Consider the following 24,265-nt stretch of genomic DNA (forward strand, 5'->3'; position numbering starts at 1 on the left):
CAACCAATTCGAATCACCGCTAGAATATTCATATTGCACTGCATCAAAACAGGCAAATACAACGCTTGAGCATCATCAAAAACCTACAAAACGCAGACTGAAAGTGGCCAGCGTTTTGCCAGCATTTTAATCCGGACCAAGGAGTAAATATGTTTCCGCTACCAGAACAATTATCCAGCGCGGCAAAATCGCAATGGGAAACGCAGTTGCAGCTGTTCAGTACTTTCGGTCATACCGTGTTTGACGGCGCCGAAAAAATCATTGCCCTCCACCTCGATGCCAGCAAAGCCGCGATGGCCAAGACCGCCGACACGGCGCAGCACCTGCTGGCTGCCAACGATGCGCGCGAATTGCTCAGCTACAGCAGCAGCCAGGCCCAGCCCGCCATCGAAAGCGTGCTGGCCTACAGCCGCCAGTTGTTCGGCATCGCCTCAAACACCCAGGCGCAGTTGCTGCAGGCGGCCAAGGCCAGAGTCGATGGCGCCAGCACGGTAGCGTCTGCGCCAGTGCAGGTACATGTGGAAGCGATTGTCGAGGTACCGGCAGCGGCGCCTGCTCCTGCAACTGCAGCTGCTGTCGAGCCAGAGCCAGCCCCGGCCGCCGTGCTGGCCCCGGTCGCAGAACCGGAGCCGGCCGCACCTGCACCGCTGCCGCTGGCCGCCACCTTGCCGATCGCCGCCTCGGCGCCGGAGGCAATTGCGCCGCCGCCAGCCGCGGTGAAAGCCACGGCCAAAGCGGCGCCAGCACCAGCGGCCAGCAAGCCGGCCAGCAGCGGTCAGGGCACCAACAGCGCCAAGCCTGCCGCCAAGGGCAAGCGCAAGTAACAGCGGGCACCGGGCGGCGCCGGGGCACCACGACGGGCTACGGCCCGTTTTTTGCGTGCTTTTTCCACCGTGTTTCCAGACTCGTGCGCAGCGCGTTTGCCCGCCTTGTTGTATCCTGTGCGTGCTTTTTGTCCGCGCGCCTCTTCCGTCCGCCCCGCGACACCCATCTAACAAACCAAGCAAAGGTAACCATGAGTTTATCGAGGCTCATCGCCGGCTTCGTGCGCCAGCATTGGCCGGCCTACGCCGCCGCCGCCGTCATGCTGAGTGGCGTGGCCACATTGACCGTCTGGATACCGCGCCGCATCGGCGCCATTATCGACGCACTGGCCGCCCGCACCATGAGCACCTCCCAGCTGTGGCTGGAATTGCTGACCCTGCTCGCGGTCGGCGTCGCCATCTATTTCCTGCGCGTGGGCTGGCGCATCACCCTGTTCAAGGCCGCCTACCAGCTGGGCGTAATGCTGCGCACGCGTTTCTACACGCGCATGTCGCAGCAGGGTGCTGCGTTCTACCAGGGACAGCGCACGGGCGACCTGATGGCGCTGGCCACCAATGATATCGACGCCATCGAAATGGCCGCCGGCGAAGCGATGCTGGCCGGCTTCGACGGCACATTGACATTGCTGATGGTGCTGGGCATCATGCTGCTGGGCGTGGACTGGCGCCTGGCCTGCATCGCCCTGTTGCCCTTCCCGCTGATGGGGCTGGCCTTCTGGCGCATTTCCAGCCATATCCATACGGCCTCGACCGACTCACTGAAGCGTTTTTCGGCGCTGAACGACCATGTGCAGGAATCCGTGTCGGGCGTGCGCACCCTGCGCGCGCTGGGCCTGGAACAACGCAGCAGCGCGCAGTTTTCCACCCTTGCCGGCCATGCGGCCAACGCCAGCCTGACGGCGCAGCGCTGGGAAGCGGCGTATGAGCCGGCCGTCGGCCTGACCCTGACGACCGCCACCGCGCTGACCCTGGGCCTGGGCGGCTACCTGGTGTGGCACGATCAACTGACCATCGGCGCGCTGACCAGCTTTTCCATGTACCTGGGCCAGCTGATCTGGCCGATGTTCGCCGCAGGCTGGGTGCTGTCCCTGATCGAACGTGGCCGCGCCGCCTGGCAGCGCTTGCAACCGATGCTGGACGCCCCGCTGGCCATCGACGACCACGGCACGATCACCACGCTGCCGCCGGGCCCGCTGCTGCTGGACAAGGTGAGCTTTGCCTATGCGGGCCAGAGCTCGCACGCGCTGGCGGACATCGCACTGCGCCTGGAACCGGGCCAGACGCTGGGCCTGGTGGGCCCTACCGGCAGCGGCAAGTCGACCCTGCTGCGTGTGCTGCTGCGCCAGGTCACGCCGCAAACCGGCCAGGCTACCTGGAGCGGCCAGCCGCTGGCCGCCTACACCCTGCATGCACTGCGTGCGGCCATCAGTTGGGTGCCGCAGGAATCGTTCCTGTTTTCGGCGACGATCGCTGACAATATCGCGCTGGCCCGCCCTGGCGCCACGCGCCAGGAAGTGGAACATGCGGCCGAACTGGCCGACATCCACGCCGATATCCTGCAATTCCCCGACGGCTATGAAACCCATGTCGGCGAAAAAGGCATCACCTTGTCGGGCGGCCAGCGCCAGCGCGTGGCGATCGCCCGGGCGCTGCTGGCCGACAACGGCCTGCTGTTATTGGATGATGCCCTGTCCGCCGTCGACACCGGTACCGAGACGCGCATCCTGCAGCACCTGGAAACACTGCGGCGCGCGCGCCCCGAGCGCAGCGCCATTATCGCCAGCCACCGCCTGAGCGCGGTCGTCAACGCCGACCTGATCCTGGTCCTGCGCGATGGCCGCATCACGGAAGCGGGCAATCACGAACAACTGCTGCAGCACGATGGCTGGTATGCCAGCCAGTGGCGCTATCAACAACTGGAGGCCAGCCTTGACGCCGACTGAGACCGTGCAAGCCACGTCGCAAGACAATGTACGCCGCCAGGCGATGCAGGCGATCGGCCTGCTGCGCCGCGCCGCCGCGCCCGACCTGCGCCATCTGTACTGGGCGACATTCTGGCTGATCATCGCCGCCGCACTGGAAGTGACGGGTCCGATCCTGGGCAAGGCCCTGATCGACCAGCACCTGCTGCCACGCAACCTGGACTGGACCCGCATGTCGCTGCTGCTGGGCGGCTGTCTGCTGACGGGCTGGATCGCTTCCGGCCTGCGCTATCTGCAGCTGGTGCGGCTATCGGGCCTGGCGATGCGCTCGGTGCAGCGCCTGCGCGAAACCGTCTACCAGCACGTCCTGCGCCTGCCGATGGCTTTTTTTGACCGCGCCATCACGGGCCAGCTGGTCAGCCGGGTGACCAACGACACCGAAGCGGTCAAGTCACTGTACGTACAGGTGCTGTTCGTGATCCTCGACAGCTCTATCGTCCTGATCGGCACCATGGCTGCGATGGCTTTTCTCGACTGGCGGTTGATGCTGATCGTGCTGGCGCTGCTGCCGGCGGTGCTGGTGATCGTCTTCCTGTACCAGCGCTGGAGCGCGCCGGCGGTGACCCGCGCGCGCGCCCTGCGCAGCGAGATCAATGGCCAGATCGCCGAATCGATAGGCGGCATGAGCGTGCTGCAGGCGAACAATGCCGAGCGCCGCTTCGGCCAGCGTTTTACCGGCATCAACCAGGATCATTACGCGGCGCGCATGCACGAACTGCGCGCCAACGCCTGGCTGCTGCGCCCCGCGCTCGACATGCTCAATATCGTGCTGCTGGCGGTGGTCATCTTCAGCTTCGGCCAGCGCGAAATGGGCGCTGTCGAAGTGGGCGTGCTGTATGCGTTCATCAGCTATATCGCACGCGTGATCGAGCCGCTGATCCAGATCACCATGCAGTTCAGCCAGCTGCAGCAGTCGGTGGTGGCCACCGCCCGTGTCTCGGCACTGCTCGATGAACACCAGGCGCTGGAACATGCGCCTGGCAAGGCCGCCAGCGCAGCCGAAGGCGCCATCGCAGCCGGCACGCCTGCCGTCGATATCTCGCACCTGACATTTGCCTACGTGGAAAACCAGCCGGTGCTGCACGACCTGTCATTGACCATTCCGCAAGGTGCCTTCTTCGGCATCGTCGGCCATACGGGCAGCGGCAAATCCACCCTGCTGTCCCTGCTGCTGCGCTTTTACCCGGTGGCGCAAGGCCGCATCGCCATCAACGGCATGGCACTCGACAGCATAGCCAACGAGCGCTTCCGCGCCGATGTGGGGCTGGTGCCGCAAGACCCATTCCTGCTGGCGGCGTCGGCGCGCGAAAACATCGACATGGGCCGTGGCTACAGCCAGGCGCAGATCGAGCAGGCGGCGCGTGCGGCCCATGCGCACGACTTTATCGCGGCGCTCGAACACGGCTACGACACGCCGCTGGGAGAAGGCGGCTCGCGCTTGTCGTCGGGCCAGAAGCAGCTGATTGCGATTGCCCGTGCGCTGGCTGGCCAGCCGCGCATCCTGCTGCTCGATGAGGCCACCTCGCGCATCGACAGCCAGACCGAGCAGATCGTGCAGCTGGCGCTGAACGAATTGCGCGGCAAGGTCACCATCATTGCGATTGCGCACCGCCTGTCGACCATCCGCGAGGCCGACACCATCATCGTGCTGAACCACGGCCGCATCACCGAAGCGGGACCGCACGAACAGCTGATGCAGGTTGACGGCGGCTTGTACCAGCGTCTTTATCTGCTGCAACAACTGGCACAATAAAGTGTGCACTTTGCTGAAAATATAGCGCGCGCTCGAAATTTCTTGATTGCAACATAATATAATTGCTTGTAAACAAGAGGCAAGTCGGGAGCGGGCATTGGCAGGCAATTTCGGGTGGATAGCACGGCAGGCGGGCCGGCGCGCAGCACAGGGTCTGCTGGCGCTGGGCTGTCTGCTGCCCGTGCTGGCCGGCGCCAGCCCGCAGTTGCAGCAGCGGCTCGACGCCTTGCGCGAGGACGGCCGTTTCGTGCCGGAACGCGCCCTGCAGCAACTGAAAGAGATCGAAGCCGAGGCGCTGCAGGCCCCGCTGCCGCTGCGCGCCGAATTCATTACCCAGCTGAGCAACGCCCATATGCGGCTGGGGCAGAACGATATTGCCCTGCAACTGACCGACGACCTGATTCTTGAAGCAGGCAAATACAAGAATGACGTGGCACTGGCCAAGGCCCTGCTCAGCAAGGCGTATATCAGTTTCGCCCTGAGCGAGCAGCGCACCTCCCATTTGTTGGCATACGAGGCGGAAGCCACCGCCAACCGTACCGACGACCTGCCCGTGCGCGTGCAGGCCACCATCAGCGCCGGCCAGTCGTGGGCCGAGGAGGGCAACTTTCCTGCCGCGCTGGCCAAGCTGCAAACGGCGGTCGACCTGGCGCGCCTGAGCGACTCGCCGGCCAGCCTGGCCGCTGCCTTGAATGCCTTGACCTTGCTGTACACGCAGATGCGCGACTATGACAAGGGTTTCAAGGTGCTCGACGAATTGCTGGTGGTGGCCGGCAAGCTGGAATCGCCGGGCCGCCTGGCACAGGCAAAAAATACCGAATACGGCCTGGCGCTGGACGCCAGCCAGCCGCAGCGCGGCCAGCGCGCCCTGCTCGAAGCACTGGCCCTGGAGCGCCAGCTGGGCGCCAAGACCATGGTGGCGAGCACCCTCGTCAACTTGTCGGACAGCTATTTGAAGCAGGGCGATTTCCATCGCGCACTGAGCTACGCCAACCAGGCCATCGCGGCGGCGCGCCTGGTGCGCAATGACGATGTGCAGGCGACGGCGCGCCTCAATATCGGCCAGGCCCTGATCGGCCTGGGCCGCCACGAGGAAGGCAAGCGCAGCGTGGAAGCGGGGCTGGCCTATTACGATCTGATGGACAACAAGCCCGACCTGCAAGCGGTGCTGCTGGAATACGGCATGGCGCTGGAAAAGGCCGGCGACATGAAGGGCGCCGTGACGGCCTATCATCGCGAACGCAAGATTTCCAACCAGCTATTTGAAAAACAGCGGCAAAAAGCCGTCTATGAGCTGCAGGAAAAATACGAGGCAGAAAAAAAGCAGCGCCAGATCGAACTGCTGAGCCGGGAAAACCAGGTCAAGAGCGCCGAACTGGACAACCGCCGCCTGCAGCAGCGCGTCTGGTGGCTGCTGGCGCTGGTCACGGCGCTGGCAGCCGTCATCGTCGGACTGCTGTACCGCAAAGTGCGCCACGCCAACGTGCAGCTGAAGGAAAAGAATCAGGAACTGGCGCACCAGAGTTCGCGCGATCCGCTCACAGCCCTGTATAACCGCCGCCATTTCCAGGACTTCATGCGCCGCTACGCGGGTGCACCGCCAGCGCCTGGCGTGCAGAAGGACAGCGACCTGGTGGGCGCCCTGTTCCTGCTCGATGTCGACCATTTCAAGCAGATCAATGATCAGCACGGCCATGCGGCCGGCGACCTGGTGCTCACCACCATCGCCGACACCCTGCATGAGGTGCTGCGCGAAACGGACATGATCGTGCGCTGGGGCGGCGAAGAGTTCCTCGCCTTCCTGCCGTCCGTCACGCGCGGTAGCCTGGACCATATCGCGGCAAGAGTGCTGGACGGCATCGCGGCGCAAGGCGTGGTGTATCAGGGCAAGGCCATCAACATACACGTCTCGATCGGCTTTGCGCCCTACCCCCTGGCGCCGCTGGGGCAGCCGCTGGCCTGGGAGCGCAGCGTCAATCTGGTCGACATGGCGCTGTACCTGGCCAAGTCGCACGGACGCAACCGCGCATATGGCGTACGGGGTTTTCAGCAGATGGAAGACACGACGCTGGAAATGGTGGAGCAAGACCTGGAGCGCGCGTGGCGCAACGGTGTTGTCGACTTGAATGTGGTGCTGGGACCGCAGAACGGGCAGCCGCGCGCGGCTGCCTGATTGCATTGACGATGGCCGGGCGTGCCGGCCATCATGCAAAAGCTTATTTTTTGGCGGACTCTTGCATTTTTTCGCCCGCACGTTCGACTTTCTTGCCGACCGCATCTGCCGCTTCATTCATTTTCGCGCTGGCGTCGGCGCCAACCTGGTCCATCTTGGCGTTGGTGTCCGCAGCGGCCTGGCTCATCTTGGCGTCGGCGCTGGCGGCAGCGGCCTTGATATCGGCTTCGGCCTTGGCGGCGGTGGCATCGATTTGCGCACCAGCCGTCTCGGCTGGGCCCTTGGTCGACATGTCATCTTTCTTCTGGCAAGCGGCCAGCGCCACGACCATCATGCCGGCGGCGCACATCGTCATCAGGTGTTTGGTTGCTTTCATGATATTCCCTTTCATTATTATCAAAATCAACAAATCAGCCTGCAATATACACTGGGAAATTTCTTCCCAGCGTACGCCAACGCACATAAGCATCGGCTTTTGACGTGCAGTTGTAAGCAATGGTTTCAGCGCTTTCAAGGCGGCGTTTCGCCGTTCAGCAGGGAGCGCTCCAGCAGCTGCGACAGCGAGGCGCGCATGGCCTTGGTGCGCGCCACCAGTTCAGGCCGTTTATAGCGTTCGGCCGCCAGCAGGCTCTTTTCCATGCAGGCATGGTCGCGCCTGGCGAGGCAAGCGTCGGCCGTGTCGAGTTCGCGGCTGGCCAGGGCCACCTTGATGCGGGCGTCAAGTTCAATCGTGTCGGCATCCTCGCCCCAGCGTTTCACATACGCCGCCAGCCGCGTGGCGGCCTGCTCGGGCTTGCCGGCATCGAAGGCCTGGCCGGTTGCCAGCACCACTTTCTCCCAGGCTTGGGCGCGCTTGTCCCGCTTGTCGCAGGTGGCAGCTGCACTGGTAATGCTGGCCTGCAAGCGTTTCAGTTGCGCGGCCGGTGCCTTGGCGCTTTTCAGCACGGCCAGGGCGCTGCGCGCACCGTCCAGGTCGCACTGCCGGGCCAGTACGGTGGCCGCCTGTACCTGTTCGGCCACGCTGGCCGGCTTGTCGTCGGGCTTGTTGACGAACCAGATACCGACCAGGGCAGCCACAGCCAGCAGCCAGGTGCGCAGGCGCACGGGCGCGCGTGGCGGTGGCACGGAGCGGGCCATGGCAGGTTTGGGCGGGGCAGGCTTGAGCGGCGTGACCGGCGGCGGCGCGGCGGGTTCGGGCGCCAATACCGGCTCGGCGACGGCGGGCGGCGTGACGGCGGCGGGCGGCATGGGCCGCCACTGCGGCGGTACTGGCGGCGGCATCACGGCCGGCGCAGCGGGCACTGCAGCTATCACGGGTGAAGGCATAGCCGTCTGGGAATTGCCGCAAAACGGGCAATATGCCACGCGCAGCGGCAGTTCCTTGCCGCAAGCGGCATTGATACAACGATCATTTACGGGTTCAAGCACGTTACTACCTTTTCAGACATCCATCGTGGCGAACGCTGCGGCCAATACTGTCGCCAGTATCCCGGCTGCGCTCCCTTGCAATATTACCCTACAGCGGCATTTGGCCGGGAGCATGGACGTGCTGGTGCCTGCGGCTGAAGGCGCGGGCGAGGATGGGTGGTCGTGATGAACTGTTCGATGTTGGGGTAATGTTACGCTTTGACGACGTCGACTTTTGCGATGACAGTACGTGGCACGATCTCGGTCTCGGGGCAAGACGCCATCGCATCGGAATATTCGAGCCAGCGTTTCAGGCTGTCCATGCGGCGGATGGTGATGCCCTTGCCGTTGATATAGCCGATCTGCTCGAAGTTGGTCTGGCTGGTGGTCAGTTTCGATACCGTGGGTGCGTTCTCGACCAGGCGGTCGTAAGCTTTTCGCGCCTTGTGTTCCCACTTGGCCAGCACGGGATCGTCGAAGCGGTTGCTTTCAAAATAGACGGTCACGGTCTGGTCGTGGTTGGCGAAGCCGACAATGGCGGCGCCCTTGCGTATCGTCATCAGGACATCCTCCTTGACGCCGGTGACGGGCACCAGCAGGGCAGCGCGGCCATCGGTATCGGGCCGTTCCATCGGGATATCTTGTCCAATCAAGCTCATCGCAGCACTCTTAACATTACTCTGTTGATATCGCACTGCCACCGTCGGCGGCAGGCTGTTTTACAAATAATACATTGCCACTAAGCACTACACAAGGTAATCAGGCGGCCATGGGCCGGATGGCCGGTGGCGATACAGACAGCCTGCGCCTTATAATGCGCAGTTCCAGCCTATCTGCCTCGACTTTCCCACCATGACGCCTCCAGACAATGACACCAGCCGGCTAGACGCCATCAGCGCCGCCGCCACCGAAGTGGCCGCGCAAAACGTGGCTGACCTGCTGGCCATGGCCATCTGCCACCGTGCCGACGAACCGGCGCTGCTGGTCTGCGACAAGCGCAGCTGGCTCAATCTGGTGCTGACCGATGCCTACCGGCAAGCCCTGCCGGACGCGGCCCTGATCGATTTCGACGAAGTCACGCCCGAAGCCGTGCTGGCCGCGTTTGCCACGCTGCCCGCTGGTAGCCTGGTAGTGCTGATACAGTCGACCAGTTTCCGCCTGGAAGCGTTCCGCATCCGCATCGAACTGTTCAAGCGCGGCCTGAAAGTGATCGAGCACGTGCACCTGTCGCGCATGCCCGGTGTGCAAGGCTTGCACTATATCGCCTCGCTGGCTTACGACCCCGCCTACTACCGCGGCGTCGGCCACGCATTAAAACAGCGCATTGACCGTGCCCGCCACGGCATGGTCGACAGCGGCGGCGAGCAACTGGTGTTCGCCTCGCCATTCGAATCGGCCAAGCTCAATATCGGTGACTACAGCGGCATGAACAATATCGGCGGCCAGTTTCCGCTCGGCGAAGTATTTACCGAGGCGCAAGATCTGGAAGCCGTCAACGGCCGCGTGCGCATTTTCGTGTTTGGCGACACCAGATTCATGGTCAATCGCCCCGACACGCCAATCACCCTGATCGTCGAAAAGGGCCGCGTGGCCGGCACCGAGAACGCCACGCCCGAGTTCCTCGAGATGCTGGAAATAATCCGCGCCCACGAAGGCGAGGTCTGGGTACGCGAACTGGGCTTCGGCATGAACCGCGCTTTTACGCGCGAGCAGCTGGTCAACGATATCGGCACCTACGAACGCATGTGCGGCATCCACCTGTCGCTGGGCGCCAAGCATGGCGTCTACACCAAGCCGCAATTCAAGCGCAAGGACGCGCGCTACCATGTCGACATCTTTGCCGTCACCGAAGCGGTCTACCTCGACGACGAGCGTGTCTACGCGGACGGCGCCTGGCAAGTCTGATGGCGCGAATACCCGCTACAAAATTCCGGCCGCCGCCAGTTCGCGATCCCATAGCGGCGCCGGCTGGTACTCCAGCACCAGGAAATCGATCAGCGCGCGCACCTTGGGCGACAGTTGCCGGCTGGCCGGATACAGTGCACTGAGGTAGTTCAGGGGCAGTGCCCAGCCGGCCAGCACCGGCACCAGGCTGCCATCGAGCAAGGCCCGCCAGGCCAGGAAGGTGGTGCTGTAGACGATGCCCAGGCCCTGCTTTGCGGCCTGCTGCAGCACCAGGCCGTTATTGGCCGTAAAACCGGCCTGCACGCGCACGCTGGTTTCTTCCAGGTTCGCGCCCTGCCCCCGTTGAAAATGCCAGTTGGTGCCATCGGTCAGGTGGCTGAAATGCAGGCAGTGGTGCTGCAGCAAATCCTGCGGCGTCTGCGGCACGCCCCACTGTGCCAGGTAGGCCGGGCTGGCGCACAGCACGGCGCGGCACGGCGCCAGCGGGCGCATGGCCAGCGCGCTGCTGTCGGGAATGCCGCCAACGCGGATGGTCAGGTCAAAACCATGGCGTATCGGATCGAGCAAGGCGTCGTCGACAAACAGTTCGGCCCGCAGTTGCGGGTGCAGCAGGCTGAAACGGGCGACGGCGTCGGCCAGCCAGGCGCTGCCAAAACTGGACGGCGCCTGGATACGCAGCGGCCCGGCCAGCGCCGCACCTGCCTGCACCACGTGGGCGACGCAGCGGGCCGCTTCCTGCGCCTGGCTGATGGTGGTCATGCACGGCGCCAGGTAGGCGCGGCCAGCGTCCGTCAGGCTCACCTCGCGCGTCGAGCGGTGCAGCAGGCGGGCGTTGAGCTTTTCTTCCAGCTGCATGATGGTCTTGCTGACCATGGCGCGTGACAGGCCTAGGCGCTGGCCGGCCACGGTGAAGCTGCGCTGCTGCGCCACCTCCACGAAAATTTCCATCGCTTGTAGTTGATCCATGTCAAAGATTGTCTGCGTTTTGGCGACAATCTGTCAACCGCTCACTGATTGCCTGCCACCCTCGCACAACCTACAATGGCCGCTTCCATCACCTTCCGGAGCCGCCGCCATGCTGACCATTCAACAACAAGAACAATACCAGCGCGACGGCTACCTGGTGCTGCCCGGTTTCAAAAGCCCGGAGGAAATCGCCGCCCTGCGTGCGCGCGCAGAGCAGATTGTCAACGAATTTGACCCTGCCGTCAGCCAGTCGATCTTCACCACGCGCGACCAGGCGAAAAACACCAATGATTATTTTCTCGCCTCCGACAACACCATCCGCTGCTTTTTTGAAGAAGAAGCGTTCGGCCCGGACGGTCAGCTGAAGCAGGCCAAGTCGCTGTCGATCAACAAGATCGGCCACGCCATGCATGACCTGGACCCCGTGTTCCGCGCTTTTTCCACCGACCCGAAACTGGCGCAAGTGGCGCGCGACCTGGGCCTCGCCGATGCCCAGGTATGGCAGTCGATGTATATCTTCAAGCAGCCCGGCATCGGCGGCGAAGTGCGCTGGCACCAGGACGCCACCTATTTCGAGACCACGCCGATCAGCGTGACCACCTTCTGGTTCGCGCTGGAAGACGCGACCCTGGAAAACGGCTGCCTGTGGGCCGAACCGGGTGGCCACCGCAGCCCGCTGCGCGAACGCTTTATCCGCAACGGCGACCAGGTGCGCGTGGAAAAACTCGATGCGACACCCTGGCCGGACGACAGCACCGCCGTGCCACTGGAAGTGAAAGCGGGCGCCCTGGTCTGCTTTCACGGCCTGCTGCCGCACTACAGCGCGCCGAACCGCTCGCCCGTCTCGCGCCACGCCTACACCCTGCACGCCACCGACGGCCAGACCGAGTATGCAAAGCACAACTGGATACAGCGCGACGCCTCGTTGCCGGTGCGAGGTTTTGTCTGATGCAAATACAGATTTTTGCGCCGCAGTGGGGCAATAACGCACTGCCCGCTGCAGTCTTTATCGACAAGGTGCTGGAAGCCGGTTTCGACGGCATCGAAATGTCGCTGCCCCTCGATGCGGCCCTGCGCGAGGAATGGACCGGCCGGATTGCCGACGCGGGCCTGGCCCTGATCGCCGCGCAGTGGGAAACCGTGTTTCACAGCGATTTTGCGCAGCACCGCGCCGCCATGGCCGAACTGCTGGAGAACGCCTGCCTGGCGCGCCCCGTGCTGGTCAACACGCATACGGGCAAGGATTACTACAGCGGCGCGCAAAACGCGGAGCTGATAGCACTTGCCATGGAAATCTCGGCCAGGCATGGCGTGCCCATCGTGCATGAAATCCACCGCAGCCGTTTCAGCGGCCACCCGATGCTGCTGATGCCCTACCTTGAACAGTTTCCGGATCTGCCGCTGACGGCCGACCTGTCGCACTGGTGCTGCGCCTGCGAATCCTTGCTGATGGACCAGCCGCACACCCTGGCCCGCACGCTGCCCCATGTGCGCCATATCCATGCGCGCGTCGGCCATGCGCAAGGGCCGCAAGTGGCGCACTTCCGCGCACCGGAAGCGCAGGAGGCGCTGGCCGCCCACCTGGCATGGTGGGATACAGTGGTGGAACTGCGCCGCGCAGCCGGCGCCGAACTGCTGACGATCACGCCTGAATTCGGCCCCGCGCCGTACCTGCAAACCCTGCCTTACACGCAGCAGCCAGTGGCTGACGCGTGGGAACAGAACGTCGCCATGTTGAATTTTCTACGCCAGCGCTACGCCGATTGAGCAAAATTGGCCTGCACGAAATCGATAAACGCGCGCAGCGGCGCCGGCAAATGGCGCCGGCCCGGGTAGTATAAAAACGGCCCGGGGAACGGCTTCACCCAATCCTGCAACACCGGCTGCAGCTGGCCTGCAGCGATATACGGCTGCAGCCATTCTTCAAACAGATACACCAGGCCATGGCCGGCGACGGCCATGCTGACCGCCATATCGGCGGCCGTCGGCGTGACGATCAAGGGGCCGCCGGGCGCCACATTGATGGCCTGCCCGTCGCGTTCGAACTCCCACGGTGGAATCGCGCCGCTGAGGAATTTCCCCAGCAGGCAGGCATGTTGCAGCAGTTCGCGCGGATGCGCGGGCACGCCGCGCCGCGCCAGGTAGGACGGCGCACCGGCCACCAAAAAACGCTGCGTGCGCGGGCCAATCGGGATGGCGATCATGTCCTGTTCCAGCCGCTCGCCGTAGCGGATGCCGGCGTCGCAACCACTGGCAACGATATCGACAAAATTGTTATCGACCACCAGTTCGACCACGATGTGCGGATAGGCGTGCAGGAACTGGTCAACCATCGGCTGCAGGAACAAGCGCGCCGCGTTGACCGGCACGTTCAGGCGCAGGCTGCCGCGCGGGCTGTCGCGCAAATCGTTCAGTATATCGAGCGCGCCGGCCACCTCGCTCAAGGCGGGCCGCAAGCGCGACAGCAGCAGCGCGCCAGCTTCGGTCGGCGTCACGCTGCGCGTGGTGCGCAGCAGCAGGCGGATGCCCAGTTGCTGCTCCAGGCGGCGCACGGCCTCGCTCATCGCCGACGCCGACTGGCCGGACAGGCGCGCGGCCTGGCGAAAACCCTGGTGCTGGGCGACCAGGGCGAAAGTGGCCAGGTCGGCCATGGAAGGACTCGATGGATGCATGGTGATTGTGCGCAAATGCGCACAGCCTGTGCGCGACTGCCCCGATTATCACACAGCGTCATCGGCGCTACCATGGCTGTTCCTTATTTCATCGTCCCCTCAGGAGCAGCCATGACCACCCATACCCCAAGCCAGCAGCAGTTCACACCCGCCGGTAGCAGCCTCGTTTTCAACCGCATCGGCTACGGCGCCATGCAGCTGGCTGGCCCGCACGTGTGGGGGCCGCCAAAAGACCGCGCTGCTGCCTTGGCCGTGCTGCGCGAGGCCATCGAGCTGGGCATCAACCATATCGACACCTCGGATTTTTATGGCCCGCATATCACCAACCAGATCATCCGTGAAGCGCTGCACCCCTACCGCGACGGCTTGACCATCGTCACCAAGATAGGCTTTGTACGTGGCGCCGACCAGTCCTGGCTGCCGGCTGCTTCACCCCAACAACTGCGCAACGCCGTGCACGACAACCTGCGCAACCTGGGCCTCGATGTGCTCGACGTGGTCAACCTGCGCGCGCCAGGGCTGGACGGCGCCAACGGCTCCTCGCTGGCCGAGCCGCTGGCAACGCTGGTGCAACTGCAGCAGGAAGGGCTGGTGCGCCATATCGGCCTGTCCAATGTCGATGCGGCGCAGGTGGCCGAAGCGCAGGCCATCACGCCGATAGTGTGCGTGCAGAATCACTACAACCTGGCGCACCGGGTCGACGATGCGCTGCTCGACGCCCTGGCCGCGCAAGGCATCGCCTATGTGCCTTTCTTCCCGCTCGGTGGTTTTTCGCCGTTGCAGTCCGATACCTTGAGCCAGGTGGCGGCCAGCCTGCAGGCGACACCGATGCAGGTGGCGCTGGCCTGGCTGCTGCAGCGCTCGCCGAACATGCTGGTGATCCCGGGTACTTCGTCGGTGGCGCATCTGCGCGAAAACGTGGCTGCTGGCGCGCTCAAGCTCGATGCACAAGCGTTGACGGCACTGGAGTCCCTTGCAAGTCGCTTGTAAGTATATCGCGCACTATATATACTGTGCAGATGGAAAATACTTCACCCAATCCCCTGCACCAGGTGCCGCGCCTGGACAGCCAGCTGTGCTTTGCGCTGTACTCGACTTCGCTGGCGATGAACAAGCTGTACCGCAAGCTCTTGCGCAAGCTGGGCCTGACGTACTCGCAATACCTGGTGATGATGGTGTTGTGGGAACGCGATAGCTTGAGCGTGTCCGAGGTGGGCGAGCGCCTGTTCCTCGACTCGGCCACCCTCACGCCCCTGCTCAAGCGCATGGAGCAGGCGGGCCTGTTGAACCGCGCGCGCGCCGCCAGCGACGAGCGGCAAGTCATTATCACGTTGACGGAATCAGGTAGCGCGCTGCGCGAACAGGCGGCGCTGTTGCCGGAAGCGATTTTGACGGCCAGCCAGTGCAGCGTGGCGCAGGTTGTAGATATGAAACAACAGCTCGACCAGCTACGTGCCAGCCTGATGAAAAGTGAGTAAACGGCCAGTTTCACCGACCGAAATATGGTCAAACCAGGCGAATACGGCGCCTGGCAAAAGCAGGCTTGAAATTCACCTTTTTTTATTACAAATCGATACAAGGCAGACCCTGCCCTGCGTTTAGAATAGTCTGCACTATTTCTTTACAACAATATCAGGGTGAACATGCGCATTCTTTCCGGCTCTGCGGCCTGCATGGCTCTTTGCTTTACCGTTTCCGCCTTTGCCGCCGAACCCTTCGACGACAAATTCCGCCAGCTGGAAGAATTGCTGCCCACCCCGAACACCTACCGCACCGCCTCCGGCGCACCCGGCCACGCCTACTGGCAGCAGCGCGCCGACTACACGATACGCGCCACGCTCGACGAAGCGAAACACGAAATTACCGGCAGCGGCACCGTCACCTACCATAACAAGTCGCCAGATACCCTGGGTTACCTGTGGGTGCAGCTGGACCAGAATATCTACAAGCCGGACTCCGACGCGCGCCGCATGACCACCGCGCCCTCGCGCCAGGCCTGGGCCAAGACGGCCGGCGAAGACACCATGAAATTCGAAGGCCTGCGCGGCATCCTGGCGCGCGGCGACTTCCAGGGCGGTTTCAATATCCGCGCGTTGAAAGGCGCCGACGGCCAGCCTTTGAAGCATGTCATCAACCGCACCATGATGCGCATCGACCTGCCGCAGCCCTTGAAACCGGGCCAGGATTTTGTGTTCCAGATCGACTGGGACTACCGCATCAACGAGCAGAAGGTGCTGGGCGGGCGCGCCGGCTACGAGTATTTTGCCGAAGACAAGAACGCCCTGTTCGAAGTGGCGCAGTGGTTCCCGCGTATGGCCGCTTATTACGATGCGGCCGGCTGGCAGCACAAGCAGTTCCTGGGCTCGGGCGAATTCACGCTGGAATTTGGCGACTACGACGTGCAGCTGACGGTGCCGGCCGACCATGTGGTGGCTGCCACGGGCGAGCTGCAAAACCCGCAGGACGTCCTCACGCCGGCCCAGCGCGAGCGGCTGGGAAAAGCCCGCAGCAGCGACAAGCCGGTCATCATCGTCACGCAGAAGGAAGCCGAAGCGGCCGAAAAGTCGGTCAGCCGCACGCAGAAGACCTGGCACTTCAAGGCCGCCAACGTGCGCGACTTTGCCTGGGCGTCGAGCCGCAAGTTCATCTGGGATGCACAGGGCTACAAGAAGGGCGGCAGCGACCTGATGGCCATGTCCTACTATCCGAAGGAAGGCAATCCGCTGTGGGAAAAATACAGCACGCAAGCCATCGTCCACACCATCGAACAGTACAACAAGTACAGCATAGCCTACCCGTACCCGACCGCCATTTCCGTCAACGGCCCGGTGGGCGGCATGGAATACCCGATGATCTCTTTCAATGGCCCGCGCCCCGTCAAGGACAAGAAGACCGGTGAGCTGACCTATTCGAAGCGCACCAAATATGGCCTGATCGGCGTGATCATCCATGAAGTGGGCCACAACTACTACCCGATGATCATCAACTCGGACGAGCGCCAGTGGACCTGGATGGACGAAGGCCTGAACACCTTCGTGCAGTACCTGGCGCAGCAGGCATGGGAAGAGCACTACCCGGCCTCGCGTGGCGAGCCGCGCGAGATCGTCGACTACATGCGTAGCCGCGACCAGGTGCCGATCATGACCAATTCCGAGTCCTTGCTGCAGTTCGGCAACAACGCCTACGCCAAGCCGGCGGCCGGCCTGAACATCCTGCGCGAAACCATCCTTGGCCGTGAACTGTTCGACTACGCCTTCAAGGAATATGCGCAGCGCTGGAAGTTCAAGCGCCCCACGCCGGCCGACTTTTTCCGTACCATGGAAGACGCCTCCGGTACCGACCTGGACTGGTTCTGGCGCGGCTGGTTCTACACCACCGACGCAGTCGATATCAGCATCGACGGCATCAGCGAATATGGCGTGAGCAGCAAAAACCCGGAAACGGAAAAAGCCTGGAAGAAAGCGCAGAAGGCGGCCCAGCCGGAATCAGTCACCGATCGTGCCAACAAGGGCATGGCACGCCGGGTCGACGCGCACCCGGAGCTGAAGGATTTCTATAACCAGCACGACGACTACACCGTCACCAACAAGGACCGCAACGCCTACGCCGAAGCGATCGCCGGCCTGGAACCGTGGGAAAAGGAGCTGCTAAATCAGGGCAAGCATTTGTACCTGGTCGACCTGTCGAACCTGGGCGGCATGGTGATGCCTTTGATCCTCGAGATCGAACTGAAAAGCGGCAAGAAATACATCGAGCGCGTGCCGGCCGAAGTATGGCGCTACTCGCCGAAGAAGATCACCAAGGTCGTCATCACGGACGAACCCATGGTCGGCCTGGTGCAGGACCCCTACTGGGAAACGGCCGATATCGACACCAGCAACAACAGCTGGCCGCGCAAGCTGGCACAGTCGCGCCTGGAACTGTTCAAGAGCGAGAAGTCGCCAAAGGACAACCTGATGCGCGACTTTAATACGCCATTGAAAACCAGGGGCGCAGCGGGCGACAAGGAGGACGAGTCGTGATCAGGGCTACCCTGCTGGCCTTGAGCCTGGCCCTTGCCAGCGGCGGGGCCGGCGCCCATAACTACCATATGGGCATCGCCGACATCAGCTACAACCCGGCCAGCGGCAGCACGGAAATCGTCCATACCTACACCGGTCACGACGTCGAGGCGCTGCTGACCCAGGTCTACCAGCGCCAGTTCGACCTGGGCCAGAAAGACAGCGAGGCCGCGCTGCGCCGCTACGTGGAAAAGCAATTTTATATCCTTGGTGCAAATGGCAAGCGCCTGCACCTGGACTGGGTCGGCATCAAGGTCAATGCCGACAATGTGGTGATCTTCCAGGAAATCCCCCGCACCCGCCTGGCGAGCGGCGCGCGCATCCACAACCAGTTGCTGACCGATTTTTTGCCCAGCCAGCGCAATACCCTCAATGTGCAGGATGGCGAGAAGATCCAGACGCTGTTCTTTGACCAGAAAAACGTCGAATTGCCGGTGAAGTAACTTTGTACCCCAACGTCAAAATGCCGGGGTCAGACCCTCAAGGCCGCTAGCTCAAAGGCTTGCGCTAACGCTCGCGGGGGTCTGACCCCAGATCTTGCTCTGGGGTGAAAATACCGCCAGCCAAACACCTCAACATCAAGAAAACCCACCACCTCGTCACACGATTGTCATCCAGGTATTAGAATGCCTGCCTGGACAACCTGATAGCGGCCGCACTTACGGCCGGCACCGACATGAGCACTGCCGCACCAATCTTCAACGACCCGTCCCACCTTGTCAGCGCCCTGCGCAACGATGGCTACGCCGTGCTGCGCCCGCAGGACGTGGCGGCCCTGGCCGGCTGTACCCTGCCTGAGCTGCGCGCGCTGGAACCGAGCTGGGATGATCTCGCACTCGACAACTACCTGAAAGATGGCGGACGCTACCGCCGCCGGCGCCATTCCTGCTTCGTGCAGGACGGTGATGCGCTGACACCAACGCCACACCGCGCGCACTGGCAGCCGGTCGAATACAACGCCCTGCATGGCGGCATGCACCGCCTGTTCGAGCCGGTCGAAGTGGCGATTGCGACGCAAGCGGCGTGGCGCCAGCTGATCGTGGCGCTGGGCGACATCTGCTCGCAAGTGAAGGGGGTGCAACCGTGGTTTATCGAAGCGCACCAGTTCCGCATCGATACCACCGACGGCATCGGCCGCCCCACGCCGGAAGGCGCGCACCGCGACGGCGTCGATTTCGTCGCCGTGCTGCTGATCAAACGCGAGTCGATCAAGGGCGGCGAGACGCGCATCTTCGAAGCGATTGGTCCCAACGGCAAGCGTTTCACCCTGACCGAGCCGTGGTCGCTGCTGCTGCTCGACGATGCTGCAGTGATCCACGAATCGACGCCGATCCAGCCCATCGGCCCGGCCGGCCATCGCGACACGCTGGTGCTGACCTACCGCGCCCGCCAATTCCAGGGCGAAAACTGACACCGTGTCACGGCCCGCGCGGACGACCGAAATAGTTACTTTGAAGTTACTTCGAAGTTACTTCTGAAGGTCTAAATCCGATATAGTCACAGGATATCTATACTGGGTGCCGACCGCGCCTGGCGTTCAAATACCATGAAGCGAGGAGAGGTCCGTGGACTCCAATAACCAGATCCAACCCGACGAAATCGAAATCCTGATCGTCGAAGACAGCCCGACCCAGGCCGAGCGCCTGCGCCGCCTGATCCAGTCACTGCACTACAACGCGCACGTGGTCGCCAACGGCCAGCTGGCCCTGGCCGCCATCCGCGAACGCAAGCCACACCTGGTGCTGTCCGATATCGTCATGCCGGAAATGAATGGTTACGACCTGTGCCGCGCCATCAAGGCCGATCCGGCCCTGCGCGATATCCCGGTAATCCTGGTCACCTCGCTCAACGACCCGAAGGACATCATTCGCGGCATCGAGTGCGGCGCCGACAATTTCATCCGCAAGCCATACGCGGAAGACTATCTGCTCAACCGCATCAGCCACATGCTGATGAACCAGAAGCTGCGCAAGAACCAGAATGTCGAAATCGGCATCGCGCTGTACCTGGGCGACCAGAAGCACTTCATCAATGCCGAACGCCAGCAGATCCTCGACCTGTTGATCTCGACCTATGAGCAGGCAGTGCAGGTCAATGGCGAGCTGCAGGCGCGCGAACGCCAGGTGATCGAGCTGAACATGCGCCTGGCCCACCACGCGGCCGAGCTGGAAACGACCAACCGCGAAATCGCCCTGAAGAACCTGGAGCTGGCCGAGGCGAGCCGCATGAAGTCGGACTTTATCGCCAATATGTCGCACGAGCTGCGCACCCCGCTGAACGCCATCATCGGCTTTACCGGTGCGCTGCTGATGAAGCTGCCAGGGCCGCTGACGGCCGACCAGGACAAGCAGCTGACCACCATCCGCGCCAGTGCGCGCCATCTGCTGTCGCTGATCAACGATATCCTCGACGTGGCCAAGATTGAAGCGGGCAAGCTGACGCTGTCGATCGAGCCCGTACCCTGCCACGACCTGATCACCGAAGTGGCCGACACGCTGCGCCCGCTGGCCCAGCAAAAGGGGCTGGTGCTGGAAGTGGACACTGGCGAGCAAAAAGTCATCATCGACACCGACCGACGCGCACTGACGCAAATCCTGATCAACCTGCTCAACAACGCCATCAAATTCACGGAACAGGGCAGCGTGCGCATCGGCCTGGCCCAGCGCGAGGAAGACGGCGCGCGCGTGACCGAAATGAGCATTACCGACAGCGGTGCCGGCATCCGGCAGGAAGACCAGGCCAAGCTGTTCCAGGCCTTCTCGCAGCTCGATTCGACCTCCACACGCCACGCGGAAGGCGCGGGCCTGGGCCTGTACCTGTGCCAGAACCTGGCCAACGCCATCGGCGGCGCCCTGTTCTTCAACAGCGACTATGGACACGGCAGCACGTTTACACTGGCCCTGCGCAGCTGACCACGGCGATGTGTGCAGCGCAATATAAGCGTTCGGATAACATGGTCAAACCGTCACCGTAGTTTTACGGTATTGCACTGCACCATTTTTGGCGCTATAGTGCACTTGTCTCCTCCAAGTCGTTCTCCGAACATTTGGATTCAGCCCGCGATTAAACCCGCGGGCTTTTTTTTGCCTGGAATTTTTATAAGTGAATCAAACGATTAAGTTATATCATTTGTTTTAGTTATGTGATTAAATTCCGGCATGAGAAAACCTTCACCACCGCCAATATCTCCAGCGCCTGCCAGCGACGAGCAGGCATGCGCGCCGGGCTGGCGCAATCTGTTCGGCCACTGCGTGGCGCGCAAGCCGCGCTCCGATGGAGAACAATCGCGCGAACGTCTGCTGCGCAGCGCCATCCGCCTGTTCGCAGAACAGGGTTACGCCCGCACCTCGACGCGTGAACTGGCGCAGGCGGCCGGCACCAATATTGCGGCCATCAGCTATTACTTTGGCGACAAGGCCGGCCTGTACCGCGCCGCCTTTGCCGAGCAGTCAACCGACCCGGCCAGCAATATCGCCATGTTCGACCAGCCCCACTTCACCCTGCGCCAAAGCCTGCAGGGCTTTTACGCGCAGATGCTCGCACCGATGCAGCAGGGCGAACGGGCGCGCGACGCCATGCGTTTGTGGTGCCGCGAAATGCTCGAACCGACGGGCTTGTGGGCGCGCGAGATCGAGCAGAATATCCGTCCCGAACACGAGGCGTTTGCACGCGTGCTGGCGCGCCACCTGGGCGCCGATGCCGACAGCGACGACATGCACCGGCTGGCCTTTTCGATCGCCTCGCTGGCACTGCAGCATATGGTAGGCGCCGACGTCATCAAGGTGCTGCGCCCGCAACTGATGGGCACGCCGCAAGCGGCCGACACCTGGCTGGCGCGCATGGTCGACTACGCGCTGGCCATGGCCGAAGTCGAACGCGCCCGCCTGCACTCCATGACAACCATCGATACCGCAAAAGGACCAGCATGAGGAAGTCTGAATACGTCCTGGCCGCCAGCATGCTGCTGGCGCTGGCAGCTTGCACCGTGCAGGGGCCGCCCGCGTCGGTGGCGGCGAACGCCCCCGCCAACTGGCACGCGCCGCTGCCGCACAACGGCAAGCTGGGCGACCTGGCCAGCTGGTGGCAGCAGCAGGGCGACGCCCTGCTGGTCGAACTGATCACCGACGCCCAGCAGGTCAGCCCGACGATTGCTGCGGCCCGCACCCGCATCGTGCAGTCGCGCGCGGACCGCGTCGCCAGCGGCGCGGCACTCGGCCCGGTGCTGGACGCCACCGGCAGCGTGGTACGCACCAGCCAGCAATCAGCCCAGCCGGGCGGCACCACCTCGCAGGCAGCGCTGCAGGCCTCGTGGGAAATCGACGTGTTCGGCGCCAACCGCGCCACGCGCGACGCCGCCCAAGAGCGCCTGGACAGTGCGCAGGCCGGCTGGCATGACGCGCGCGTGTCGGTGGCAGCCGAAGTGGCGAACCAGTACTACAGCCTGCGCGCCTGTCGCGCACTGCAAAGCGTGGCCGAGCAGGACGCTGCCTCGCGCAGCGATACGGCGCGCCTGACACAACTGAGCAGCGACGCCGGCTTCCAGGCGCCGGCCAACGCCGCGCTGGCGCGCGCCAGCGCGGCCGAGGGCGCCAGCCGTGCCATCGAACAGCGGGCCGTCTGCGACGTGGGCGTGCAGGCGCTGGTGGCCCTGTCGGCCATGCCGGAAGAGATCTTGCGTGCCCGGCTGGCCGCAGCGCCGCTGGTCGCACCGGCACCGGTAGCCATCGCTGCCCTGCCGGCACAGACCCTGGCCCAGCGGCCCGACATTTTCAGCGCCGAGCGTGAAGTGGCGGCTGCCAGCTTTGAAGTCAGCGGCGCCAAAGCCCAGCGCTATCCGCGTCTGAGCCTGGCCGGCTCGATTGGCAAAGGCAATATCCGCGCCGGTGGCGAGAGCATTACCGCCAGCACCTGGAGCATCGGCCCGCTGGCCGTCAGCCTGCCGATCTTCGACGGCGGGCGCCGCCGCGCCGAGGTCGACGCGGCCGTGGCGCGCTACGACGAAGCCGTGATCAAGTACCGCGCCGGCGTGCGCCAGGCCGTGCGCGAAGTGGAAGAAGCGTTGCTGAACCTGCAAAGCACGGACGCGCGCAGCAGCCACGCGCAGACGGCACTCGAAGGCTATCGCGTCTCGTTTGTGGCGACCGAAGACCGCTACAAGAACGGCCTGGCCAGCCTGATCGAACTGGAAGACGCGCGCCGTACGCGCCTGGCCGCCGAAAACACCGTGGTCACTCTGCAGCGCGACCGCAGCAGCGCCTGGGTGGCGCTGTACCGCGCCGCCGGCGGCGGCTGGAACGCCAGCCAGTACGCCACGCAGAACACCACCGCACCCTGATATTGCGCCCTCCATTTGACGGACCAGAACATGAAAACACTGACATTCGCACCGATTACCATGGCCATCGCGGCCTGTTGCGTGCTGGCCGGCGCCGGCGTGGCACTGTACGCGCCCGCCTCCACCGCCGCCGATGAAAAAGATAAAAACGCCGTGCAAAAGCCGGCCCTGACGGTCACCACGGCCAGGCCGCAGACGGCGAAGCTGCCGATCAAATTGACTGCCAATGGCAACGTGGCCGCCTGGCAGGAAGCCATTATCGGCAGCGAATCGAACGGCCTGCGCCTGACCGATGTGCGCGTCAACGTCGGTGACGTGGTGCGCGCCGGCCAGGTGCTGGCCGTGTTCTCCAGCGATACCATCAACGCCGACGTGGCGCAGACCAAAGCGGCGCTACTGGAAGCGGAAGCGAATGCGGCCGAAGCGTCGGCCAACGCCGCGCGCGCCCGCTCGCTGCAAACCACGGGCGCCATCAGCGCGCAGCAGATCAGCCAGTACCTGACGGCCGAACAGACGGCCAACGCGCGCATTGCGTCCGCAAAGGCACAGCTGGCGGCGCAGCAGCTGCGCCTGAAATACACGCAGGTCGTCGCGCCCGACAGCGGCGTGATCTCGTCGCGCTCGGCCACCGTCGGCTCGGTGGTGGGCGCCGGCACGGAACTGTTCCGCATGATCCGCCAGGGCCGCCTGGAATGGCGCGCCGAAGTGACAGCGGCCGAACTGCTGAACCTGAAACCGGGTACGCTGGCCGAAGTGAAGGCCGCCAACGGCAGCGTATTGACCGGCAAGGTGCGCATGATCGCGCCGACGGTCGACCCGCAAACGCGCACGGCGCTGGTGTATGTCGACCTGCCTGCTGGCAGCCAGGGCAATGCCCCGTTCAAGGCCGGCATGTATGCCAGCGGCGCGTTCGAGCTGGGTACCTCGGGCGCCTTGACCGTGCCGCAGCAGGCGATCGCCGTGCGCGACGGCTTCAGCTATGTGTTCCGCCTGAACCGCGATCAGCGCGTCAGCCAGATCAAGATACAGCCCGGCCGCCGCCTGGCAGACAGCATCGAGATCGTCTCGGGCATCACGGCCGATACCACCATCGTCGTCAATGGCGCCGGCTTCCTGAACGATGGCGACCTTGTTCGCAATGTCGCCACCCCGGTCGCCGCCACCACGCCGGTGAAAAAATAAGGAGG

Annotated in this window: 22 protein-coding genes; 17 read left to right on the top strand and 5 right to left on the bottom strand. The window is 63.5% G+C overall.

All coding sequences use genetic code 11. From position 1 onward, the window contains the following. The first annotated feature begins 149 nt into the window (after positions 1–149). The 4 genes from ACQ4WM_RS07190 (at position 150) to ACQ4WM_RS07205 (ending at position 6,732) form a co-directional block, all read left to right on the top strand. A complete protein-coding gene (locus ACQ4WM_RS07190; protein WP_436545978.1) occupies positions 150–824 on the top strand; it encodes a phasin family protein in 675 nt (224 codons plus the stop codon). A gap of 191 nt (positions 825–1,015) precedes the next feature. Beyond that, entirely contained in the window at positions 1,016–2,767 is a 1,752-nt protein-coding gene (locus ACQ4WM_RS07195; protein WP_436545979.1) for an ATP-binding cassette domain-containing protein, read from the top strand. 43 nt (positions 2,768–2,810) lie between these two features. Further along, a complete protein-coding gene (locus tag ACQ4WM_RS07200; protein WP_436546219.1) occupies positions 2,811–4,559 on the top strand; it encodes an ABC transporter ATP-binding protein in 1,749 nt (582 codons plus the stop codon). Positions 4,560–4,656: 97 nt separating this feature from the next. Continuing rightward, the gene (locus ACQ4WM_RS07205) at positions 4,657–6,732 is read left to right on the top strand and encodes a GGDEF domain-containing protein (RefSeq protein WP_436545980.1); all 2,076 of its coding nucleotides are present in this window, start codon (positions 4,657–4,659) and stop codon (positions 6,730–6,732) included. A gap of 43 nt (positions 6,733–6,775) precedes the next feature. On the opposite strand, the gene ACQ4WM_RS07210 is transcribed toward ACQ4WM_RS07205, so the two are convergent. Beyond that, positions 6,776–7,108: an apolipophorin gene (locus tag ACQ4WM_RS07210; RefSeq protein WP_436545981.1), complete on the bottom strand. Its 333-nt coding sequence runs from the start codon at positions 7,106–7,108 to the stop codon at positions 6,776–6,778. A 134-nt stretch (positions 7,109–7,242) separates the two neighbouring features. Then, complete coding sequence (locus ACQ4WM_RS07215) at positions 7,243–7,869, bottom strand: hypothetical protein (protein ID WP_436545982.1); 627 nt, start codon at positions 7,867–7,869, stop codon at positions 7,243–7,245. Between ACQ4WM_RS07215 and ACQ4WM_RS07220 the strand changes: the two genes are divergently transcribed. Beyond that, on the top strand, positions 7,868–8,326 hold the full coding sequence (locus ACQ4WM_RS07220) for a hypothetical protein (protein ID WP_436545983.1): 459 nt from the start codon (positions 7,868–7,870) through the stop codon (positions 8,324–8,326). The two genes, ACQ4WM_RS07215 and ACQ4WM_RS07220, sit on opposite strands and share 2 nt — an antisense overlap. Positions 8,327–8,351: 25 nt before the next feature. Here ACQ4WM_RS07220 and ACQ4WM_RS07225 read toward each other — a convergent pair whose 3' ends face one another. Continuing rightward, the gene (locus ACQ4WM_RS07225) at positions 8,352–8,798 is read right to left on the bottom strand and encodes a hypothetical protein (RefSeq protein ID WP_436545984.1); all 447 of its coding nucleotides are present in this window, start codon (positions 8,796–8,798) and stop codon (positions 8,352–8,354) included. Between the two features lie 193 nt (positions 8,799–8,991). On the opposite strand from ACQ4WM_RS07225, the gene ACQ4WM_RS07230 reads away from it, so the two are divergent. Next, complete coding sequence (locus tag ACQ4WM_RS07230) at positions 8,992–10,044, top strand: M29 family metallopeptidase (protein ID WP_436545985.1); 1,053 nt, start codon at positions 8,992–8,994, stop codon at positions 10,042–10,044. Positions 10,045–10,059: 15 nt separating this feature from the next. On the opposite strand, the gene ACQ4WM_RS07235 is transcribed toward ACQ4WM_RS07230, so the two are convergent. After that, positions 10,060–11,010: a LysR family transcriptional regulator gene (locus ACQ4WM_RS07235; protein ID WP_436545986.1), complete on the bottom strand. Its 951-nt coding sequence runs from the start codon at positions 11,008–11,010 to the stop codon at positions 10,060–10,062. Positions 11,011–11,119: 109 nt separating this feature from the next. Between ACQ4WM_RS07235 and ACQ4WM_RS07240 the strand changes: the two genes are divergently transcribed. Then, positions 11,120–11,959 carry a phytanoyl-CoA dioxygenase family protein gene (locus ACQ4WM_RS07240; protein WP_436545987.1) on the top strand — a complete coding sequence of 280 codons (840 nt, stop codon included), beginning with the start codon at positions 11,120–11,122 and terminating at the stop codon, positions 11,957–11,959. Further along, a complete protein-coding gene (locus ACQ4WM_RS07245) occupies positions 11,959–12,777 on the top strand; it encodes a sugar phosphate isomerase/epimerase family protein (protein ID WP_436545988.1) in 819 nt (272 codons plus the stop codon). The genes ACQ4WM_RS07240 and ACQ4WM_RS07245 overlap by 1 nt, the downstream gene beginning before the upstream one ends. On the opposite strand, the gene ACQ4WM_RS07250 is transcribed toward ACQ4WM_RS07245, so the two are convergent. Then, on the bottom strand, positions 12,765–13,661 hold the full coding sequence (locus ACQ4WM_RS07250) for a LysR family transcriptional regulator (protein ID WP_436545989.1): 897 nt from the start codon (positions 13,659–13,661) through the stop codon (positions 12,765–12,767). The genes ACQ4WM_RS07245 and ACQ4WM_RS07250 overlap by 13 nt on opposite strands. Positions 13,662–13,793: 132 nt before the next feature. Here ACQ4WM_RS07250 and ACQ4WM_RS07255 point away from each other — a divergent pair, with 132 nt between their 5' ends. The 9 genes from ACQ4WM_RS07255 (at position 13,794) to ACQ4WM_RS07295 (ending at position 24,260) form a co-directional block, all read left to right on the top strand. Continuing rightward, entirely contained in the window at positions 13,794–14,672 is an 879-nt protein-coding gene (locus ACQ4WM_RS07255) for an oxidoreductase (RefSeq protein ID WP_436545990.1), read from the top strand. A 29-nt stretch (positions 14,673–14,701) separates the two neighbouring features. Next, positions 14,702–15,160 carry a MarR family winged helix-turn-helix transcriptional regulator gene (locus ACQ4WM_RS07260; protein WP_436545991.1) on the top strand — a complete coding sequence of 153 codons (459 nt, stop codon included), beginning with the start codon at positions 14,702–14,704 and terminating at the stop codon, positions 15,158–15,160. Between the two features lie 165 nt (positions 15,161–15,325). Beyond that, positions 15,326–17,704 (top strand): M1 family metallopeptidase, encoded by a 2,379-nt coding sequence (locus ACQ4WM_RS07265; RefSeq protein WP_436545992.1) that lies wholly within the window; start codon positions 15,326–15,328, stop codon positions 17,702–17,704. Further along, entirely contained in the window at positions 17,701–18,186 is a 486-nt protein-coding gene (locus ACQ4WM_RS07270; RefSeq protein ID WP_436545993.1) for a DUF6702 family protein, read from the top strand. Before ACQ4WM_RS07265 ends, ACQ4WM_RS07270 begins: the two co-directional genes overlap by 4 nt. A gap of 233 nt (positions 18,187–18,419) precedes the next feature. Then, entirely contained in the window at positions 18,420–19,154 is a 735-nt protein-coding gene (locus ACQ4WM_RS07275) for a 2OG-Fe dioxygenase family protein (RefSeq protein ID WP_436545994.1), read from the top strand. A 154-nt stretch (positions 19,155–19,308) separates the two neighbouring features. Continuing rightward, complete coding sequence (locus tag ACQ4WM_RS07280) at positions 19,309–20,655, top strand: hybrid sensor histidine kinase/response regulator (protein WP_436545995.1); 1,347 nt, start codon at positions 19,309–19,311, stop codon at positions 20,653–20,655. A 246-nt stretch (positions 20,656–20,901) separates the two neighbouring features. After that, positions 20,902–21,672, top strand: coding sequence for a CerR family C-terminal domain-containing protein (locus ACQ4WM_RS07285; RefSeq protein ID WP_436545996.1), 771 nt, complete (start codon positions 20,902–20,904; stop codon positions 21,670–21,672). Next, entirely contained in the window at positions 21,669–23,078 is a 1,410-nt protein-coding gene (locus tag ACQ4WM_RS07290; RefSeq protein ID WP_436545997.1) for an efflux transporter outer membrane subunit, read from the top strand. Before ACQ4WM_RS07285 ends, ACQ4WM_RS07290 begins: the two co-directional genes overlap by 4 nt. A 30-nt stretch (positions 23,079–23,108) precedes the next feature. Further along, complete coding sequence (locus tag ACQ4WM_RS07295; protein ID WP_436545998.1) at positions 23,109–24,260, top strand: efflux RND transporter periplasmic adaptor subunit; 1,152 nt, start codon at positions 23,109–23,111, stop codon at positions 24,258–24,260. Positions 24,261–24,265 lie beyond the last annotated feature (5 nt).

This window comes from Janthinobacterium longum, assembly GCF_051380735.1.
In the GTDB taxonomy this organism is placed as follows: Bacteria; Pseudomonadota; Gammaproteobacteria; order Burkholderiales; family Burkholderiaceae_D; genus Janthinobacterium.

Bases quoted from the DNA above. Each gene is read 5' to 3' on its own strand.
- ACQ4WM_RS07240 (WP_436545987.1), top strand. From the start codon at position 11,120: ATGCTGACCATTCAACAACAAGAACAATACCAGCGCGACGGCTACCTG.
- ACQ4WM_RS07290 (WP_436545997.1), top strand. From the start codon at position 21,669: ATGAGGAAGTCTGAATACGTCCTGGCCGCCAGCATGCTGCTGGCGCTG.
- ACQ4WM_RS07295 (WP_436545998.1), top strand. From the start codon at position 23,109: ATGAAAACACTGACATTCGCACCGATTACCATGGCCATCGCGGCCTGT.
- ACQ4WM_RS07230 (WP_436545985.1), top strand. From the start codon at position 8,992: ATGACGCCTCCAGACAATGACACCAGCCGGCTAGACGCCATCAGCGCC.
- ACQ4WM_RS07220 (WP_436545983.1), top strand. From the start codon at position 7,868: ATGGCAGGTTTGGGCGGGGCAGGCTTGAGCGGCGTGACCGGCGGCGGC.
- ACQ4WM_RS07245 (WP_436545988.1), top strand. From the start codon at position 11,959: ATGCAAATACAGATTTTTGCGCCGCAGTGGGGCAATAACGCACTGCCC.
- ACQ4WM_RS07265 (WP_436545992.1), top strand. From the start codon at position 15,326: ATGCGCATTCTTTCCGGCTCTGCGGCCTGCATGGCTCTTTGCTTTACC.
- ACQ4WM_RS07190 (WP_436545978.1), top strand. From the start codon at position 150: ATGTTTCCGCTACCAGAACAATTATCCAGCGCGGCAAAATCGCAATGG.
- ACQ4WM_RS07285 (WP_436545996.1), top strand. From the start codon at position 20,902: ATGAGAAAACCTTCACCACCGCCAATATCTCCAGCGCCTGCCAGCGAC.
- ACQ4WM_RS07275 (WP_436545994.1), top strand. From the start codon at position 18,420: ATGAGCACTGCCGCACCAATCTTCAACGACCCGTCCCACCTTGTCAGC.
- ACQ4WM_RS07215 (WP_436545982.1), bottom strand. From the start codon at position 7,869: ATGGCCCGCTCCGTGCCACCGCCACGCGCGCCCGTGCGCCTGCGCACC.
- ACQ4WM_RS07195 (WP_436545979.1), top strand. From the start codon at position 1,016: ATGAGTTTATCGAGGCTCATCGCCGGCTTCGTGCGCCAGCATTGGCCG.
- ACQ4WM_RS07210 (WP_436545981.1), bottom strand. From the start codon at position 7,108: ATGAAAGCAACCAAACACCTGATGACGATGTGCGCCGCCGGCATGATG.
- ACQ4WM_RS07255 (WP_436545990.1), top strand. From the start codon at position 13,794: ATGACCACCCATACCCCAAGCCAGCAGCAGTTCACACCCGCCGGTAGC.
- ACQ4WM_RS07225 (WP_436545984.1), bottom strand. From the start codon at position 8,798: ATGAGCTTGATTGGACAAGATATCCCGATGGAACGGCCCGATACCGAT.
- ACQ4WM_RS07260 (WP_436545991.1), top strand. From the start codon at position 14,702: ATGGAAAATACTTCACCCAATCCCCTGCACCAGGTGCCGCGCCTGGAC.
- ACQ4WM_RS07200 (WP_436546219.1), top strand. From the start codon at position 2,811: ATGCAGGCGATCGGCCTGCTGCGCCGCGCCGCCGCGCCCGACCTGCGC.
- ACQ4WM_RS07235 (WP_436545986.1), bottom strand. From the start codon at position 11,010: ATGGATCAACTACAAGCGATGGAAATTTTCGTGGAGGTGGCGCAGCAG.
- ACQ4WM_RS07250 (WP_436545989.1), bottom strand. From the start codon at position 13,661: ATGGCCGACCTGGCCACTTTCGCCCTGGTCGCCCAGCACCAGGGTTTT.